Origin of the sequence: Lysinibacillus sp. NPDC097231 (assembly GCF_044761885.1) — a bacterium.
GTDB lineage: Bacteria > Bacillota > Bacilli > Bacillales_A > Planococcaceae > Lysinibacillus.
Genome location: NZ_JBIWDH010000008.1, coordinates 122382 through 128381, shown reverse-complemented (window position 1 = coordinate 128381; position 6000 = coordinate 122382). Strand labels below are relative to the sequence as shown.

Sequence of the window (6000 nt, the reverse complement as noted above, 5' to 3'; positions counted from 1 at the left end):
ATCTTGCGTTATTCATCTTAATTGAACCGCCGTATACGGATCCGTACGTACGGTGGTGAGAGAGGTCGGGGGTTAGTCACCCCCTCCTACTCGATGGGGATTTGTTGGCTATCTAGTTTAGGAGAAATGATTGCTGGTTCTTCGATTGTGAACTCTTCTATTACTGGTTCTACGCCATAAAACAACATTAGAAAATAGCATACTAAACCTAATATACGCAAACAATCACCTCGCAATATGCTGTTATATTATTATTTATGGTCAACTTTGAAAAAATATAAGTAAAATCTAAAGTTTTTATCTAAAGTTTATCTCTTTTTAATGGGGTTTTTTGGTTGAAGTAGCTGGGTTTGCATAGAGGTAAGTTGAACTTTGATGATAGAGAGTACTAAAGTGAACCAATTTCATGAACGGGAAAGTAGGTGAGCGAAGTACAATAATAAAATTGGTTGTCATGTGAAATTCGATATGCTAATATAGCTAGGGTAAATATTTGAACTGTATAACCTCAATGATATGGATTGAGGGTCTCTACCAGGAACCATAAAATCCTGACTACAAAAATTTTGCTTCATTTTTGTAGTCAGGATTTTTTTATGTTCATTTTATCTTATTGAAGATAAACCTTTAGCGTAATGGATATATAAATCCCTACAAAATGAAAGTGTTATGGAAGGGTGATTTCTGTGAATTGGAGAGTTTATATTCTTGCCGCTACTACCTTTGCAGTAGGATTGGTGGAATTAATTGTTGGTGGTATATTACCGAAAATTGCAGAGGATTTAAACGTGTCCTTAGCCACAGCGGGACAATTAATTACAATTTTTGCTCTCGTCTATGCAATATCTGCGCCTATCCTTTTATCCTTAACGGCAAAAGTGGAAAGGAAGCGCCTATTTCTTATTTCTTTATTCATTTTTACATTAGGTAATCTAATGACCTATTTTAGTACGACATTTTTGATAGTCATGATTGCTAGAATTTTCACCGCGATGAGTACAGCGTTGGTCATCGTTCTGGCATTAACAATTGCAACAAAAATTGTAGAGCCAAGACATCGTGCAAAAGCTTTAGGCCTCGTTTTCGTAGGTGTAAGTTCAGCACTCGTCATTGGTGTGCCAATGGGGATATTTGTGACAGAAGCCTTTGGATGGCGAGCTATGTTCTTAGGAATTGCTCTTCTTTCAACGATATCAATGATTCTTATTGCGTTACTGCTTGAAAAAATGCCAGTTGTAGAAGTTGTCCCACTAAAAACTCAAATCAAATCATTAGCAAATTTAAAAATCCTTAGTGCCCAATTAACAACAATGTTTATGCTGGCTGGTCATTATATGTTATATGCTTATTTAACACCATTTTTAGTAGAAGCTTTTGATATGAGTGCCTCTGGGATTAGTATTTGTTATCTAATTTTCGGAATCGCTTCTGTTAGTGGTAATGCTTTAGGTGGTTGGTTAAGTGACAAAATTGGTACTGGTAAAGCAATTATAATTATTGTAGCAACATTTGCCGTTGTATTATTTAGTATTCCTTATACAATTGTCGCGTTACCATTGTTTTTAATTGTCACAGTTTTGTGGGGTGCACTTAGCTGGGCACTCACACCTCCATTACAAAATTATTTAATACAGACTGATCCGAAAACGTCTGATATTCAACAAAGCTTAAATACAGCTGCATTACAGATTGGTATATCAATAGGTTCAGCACTAGGTGGGGCTATGTTTGCTGTAACAGGGTCTGTCATGCATTTAGCTAGCTTTGGTACCATTTTAGTGTTATGTGCTTTGGGCTGTGCTGCGTTCTCTTTAAAAAGAACGCCAGTTTCACAAGATCATGAGCTAGGGTTGAACTCAGCTTCCCATAACCCATAAATGGAGAGTATATTTTGGATGAAATATCCAAAAAAATACACTGAAAAAGAAGGACAATGATAGTGAGAGATAGAATGTAAGTTTAGAGGAGGTTGGTAAATACATGCAGATAGATTTAACAGAATTTAAAGGAGCGAATGTGAAAGTTGTCGCAACGATTGACCAAACGCTTTATCGAAATGTGGGTGCTATTATTTTATATGAAGAGGATTCACACACTTTATCTGTACGAAAACTAAAAAGAAAAATCGCTGATCAATATATACCAACAGACGAACTCGAAAACTTTATGTTTGACTCTCAAGCAGATGCTGTAAAATTTACGCACAAGCTTACTAGAATGAGTGCACTCGACTATTTATTAGTCGCAAAGAAAGAGAAACACTAAATTAATTGCAGGGCTGGCTTATGTGGGAGCCTATGCATGTGACAAAGGCATTTGGAGTAGCCGTATTCCAAATGCTTTTTTGTGTTTACATTTGCTAGCATGAGTAGATTCTTGCTTTAAATTTTACCTATCAAATAAATAATTAATTTCTATATCGATTATTATCATACTGGAATAGGACAAGGAATAGATTGTTGTAGTTAAAGTATTTTAGGGGCTCGAGTTGATAGAGATTCCGGACGCAATTATGCCGAGGCATAATTGATTACTATTTTTAGGATGTATTTTCAAGTAAATTACTCTCTGCCTAAGAAAGATAATTCAAAGGGCTCTACTGATGGGAATCTAACTTATTAACTAAAAGCAGTTCATCACCATAACGTGGGGTTGATTTCCGTTCCGATTGGACGTTTTGTTGCTGTCGCTTCGCTTTCGCACAGTAAACATATGTTGCTGCCGCTTGCTTTCGCACAGAGCAAAGCTTCCTAGGGGTGTCCGATGAGTCGCCAAATGTTATCCCCAACTTTTTTGATGATGGTTCTAATAAAGCATTTTCTCATGAATTTAGTCAGTGAGAAGGAGTTCAGGATAGGGTGGCTGCTTAGAGTTTCATTAATGGCTTGATCGTCTAATCATTTCAAATGGAGGGGGAATCGAATGTCAGAATATCATCAACAATCGTCAGTCGAAGTTATGGAAAAATTGAACGTAACAGATCAAGGATTGAGTGATTATGACGTTCAAAAGAGACAAGAAGTATACGGTTATAATGTATTAGAGGAAGGAAAAAAAACAAGTACATTTGCCGTTTTCTTTGGACAGTTTAAAGATTTATTAGTCATTATTTTAATCATCGCTGCTTTCGTTTCATTTCTATTAGGAGAAGTAGGAAGTACGATTGTAATCATGATTGTCGTCATTTTAAACGCTATCCTAGGAACTGTACAACATGTAAAGGCAGAACGATCCTTGGATAATTTAAAAGCTTTGACCTCTCCAATTGCAAAAGTAATGCGAAATAACCAACTTATAGAGATTTCTTCGGAAGATATAGTCATTGGTGATCTTCTTTATTTAGAAGCCGGCGATTATATCAATGCAGATGGAAGGTTATTGGAAAGTCATAATTTGCATATTAATGAAAGCTCGCTAACTGGTGAGTCAATTGCCGTAGCGAAAAATATCAAGCCCATCAAAGACAACAATGTAACCGTTGCTGATAAAAAAAATATGGTTTACTCTGGAAGTTTTGTGACAAATGGTCGTGGTATTGTTATGGTTACAGCTATCGGCATGGAAACTGAAATCGGCAAAATCGCCAATTTACTAGATACTGCGAAAGAGAAGAAAACACCTTTACAAATAAGCTTAGATCAGTTTGGAGAAAAATTAGCACTTGGTATTACGTTAATCTGTTTAGCTATTTTCACGATTGACCTTATCCGAGGACGAGCATTAGTAGAATCGTTTATGTTTGCTGTTTCACTTGCCGTTGCAGCAATCCCCGAAGCATTAAGCTCGATTGTTACGATTGTATTGGCTTTTGGGACACAAAAAATGGCAAAGGAAAATGCCATTATACGCAAGCTCTATGCTGTTGAAAGTCTGGGAAGTGTATCTGTTATTTGTTCAGATAAAACCGGAACATTAACGGAAAACAAAATGGTGGTGCAAGAGGTATATGTGGACGAAAAAGTGATTCCACATGATCAGCTACACACTAGAAATGAAATAGAGAAAAATCTAATCCTAAGGGCGATATTATGTAATGATGCTGTACAAAGAGACAGTAAAGAAATCGGTGATCCTACTGAAATTGCGCTTGTTAAATTAGGGAAGCAATATGGTTTTGACGAATTAATGATAAGAGATCATTATCCAAGAGTAGCCGAAATTCCTTTTGATTCAGATAGAAAGCTTATGAGTACAGTAAATACTATCAATCAGAAAGCTGTCATGATTACAAAGGGAGCCTTAGATGTTCTTTTACCTAAAGTTATCAAAATGGAAACTTCAAAAGGTATATTTGAAATCACAGCACAACAACGGCAAAAAATCGAAGCAGTGAATCGTGATTTCTCTATGAATGGGTTAAGGGTGCTAGGCATTGCCTACAAAGAAATACACGAAAATCGAGCAATCGATGTACGAGCAGAAAAAGACTTAATCTTTGTTGGTTTAGTTGCCATGATGGATCCTCCAAGAAAAGAATCCAAAGGTGCAGTGGAAAGATGTATAAAAGCTGGTATTAAACCGGTGATGATTACAGGTGACCATAAAATCACTGCCATGTCAATTGCCACACAAATTGGCATTTTAAATGATTCTTCAGAAGCGATTGAAGGGCATGAAATTGAAGGCTTAACAGATCAACAACTTCAAGAAAAGGTTAAAGATTTCTCTGTTTATGCCCGCGTAACTCCAGAGCAAAAAATTCGTATTGTTAAGGCGTGGCAGGAAACAGGAAAAGTCGTTGCCATGACAGGAGATGGTGTTAATGATGGCCCTGCTCTCAAACAAGCCGATATTGGTGTGGCAATGGGCATTACCGGCACAGAGGTAGCGAAAGATGCCTCTTCCATGATCTTAACGGATGATAATTTCTCAACGATTGTTAAGGCTATTGCAAATGGCAGAAGCATCTATACGAATATTAAAAATGCTATATTGTTCTTATTATCGGGGAATGCAGGTGCGATTTTTGTTGTTTTATATGCGACAATATTAGGTTTACCAGTTCCTTTTGCACCTGTACATCTCTTGTTTATTAACTTACTGACCGATAGTTTGCCCGCGATTGCAATCGGGCTAGAGCCGAATAATAATAAAACAATGAAGGACAAGCCGAGAAATATTCAGACACCATTATTGAATAAAGCTTTTACTACTCAAGTGGTGCTCGAAGGGTTACTAATTGCCATCTCAACCACTGTTGCTTTTGAAATAGGATTATCAACGGGAGATACGTTAACAGCGAGCACCATGGCATTTACAACATTATGTTTGTCGCGATTAGTGCATGGTTTCAACTCCAGAGCGAAAGAATCTATCTTCGTCATTGGCGTATTTTCGAATAAATATGCTTGGCTGGCATTTCTAATCGGTTTTTTAAGTTTACACGCAGTATTGTTTATTCCAATGCTTACAGGTGTGTTTGAAGTTGCCACATTAAGTACTGTGCAATTAGCCTTTATTTATAGCTTATCTGTGTTGCCATTCCTCGTGAATCAGTGGTATAAGCTGTTGTTTGTGAGAAGTCGATAATGTAAGAAAGCTCTCGTTTTGTGGACACGAGAGCTTTTGCATTGTTGAAAAACAAAATGCTATAGGAAATCTTTATGTATATTTGGCACTTTAAATGAGTTATTTCCGTTCCGGGCTTCTCGCTTTGTCGCTGCCGCTTCGCTTTCGCGCAGTAAACATTTGTTGCTGTCGCTTCGCTTTCGCACAGAAAACATTTGTTGCTGTCGCTTCGCTTTCGCACAGAAAACATTCACTTCGTGCAGGATCTCGACAGTCTTGCCTTTTCACTGGAAGCTTTGCACTGCTATGTTTTAAAATTTAAAGGCATTTATTTCTAACATTTCCTTTTGCAAATAAAACACTTATTACTGAGCTATCAAGTTATTACTATAGATTAACGCAGATGCAAGAAGATACACATAAGTGCAGTAGTTGATTGGAGTGGAGAATGGTCGTCTCCATACATTGGAAACAAAATAGTTTCAAAAAGTG

General features: G+C 37.0%; 4 protein-coding genes and 1 riboswitch. Of the genes, 3 read left to right on the top strand and 1 reads right to left on the bottom strand.

From position 1 onward, the window contains the following. The first annotated feature begins 478 nt into the window (after positions 1-478). A riboswitch (purine riboswitch) is annotated at positions 479-578 on the top strand. A 108-nt stretch (positions 579-686) separates the two neighbouring features. Continuing rightward, positions 687-1877, top strand: coding sequence for an MFS transporter (locus tag ACIQXF_RS07680; RefSeq protein WP_402780953.1), 1191 nt, complete (start codon positions 687-689; stop codon positions 1875-1877). Positions 1878-1980: 103 nt separating this feature from the next. Then, positions 1981-2265: a hypothetical protein gene (locus ACIQXF_RS07675; RefSeq protein ID WP_402780950.1), complete on the top strand. Its 285-nt coding sequence runs from the start codon at positions 1981-1983 to the stop codon at positions 2263-2265. 331 nt (positions 2266-2596) lie between these two features. On the opposite strand, the gene ACIQXF_RS07670 is transcribed toward ACIQXF_RS07675, so the two are convergent. Further along, positions 2597-2737 carry a hypothetical protein gene (locus ACIQXF_RS07670; RefSeq protein ID WP_402780947.1) on the bottom strand — a complete coding sequence of 47 codons (141 nt, stop codon included), beginning with the start codon at positions 2735-2737 and terminating at the stop codon, positions 2597-2599. A 185-nt stretch (positions 2738-2922) separates the two neighbouring features. Between ACIQXF_RS07670 and ACIQXF_RS07665 the strand changes: the two genes are divergently transcribed. Then, positions 2923-5529, top strand: coding sequence for a cation-translocating P-type ATPase (locus ACIQXF_RS07665; protein WP_402780944.1), 2607 nt, complete (start codon positions 2923-2925; stop codon positions 5527-5529). Positions 5530-6000: the final 471 nt, after the last annotated feature.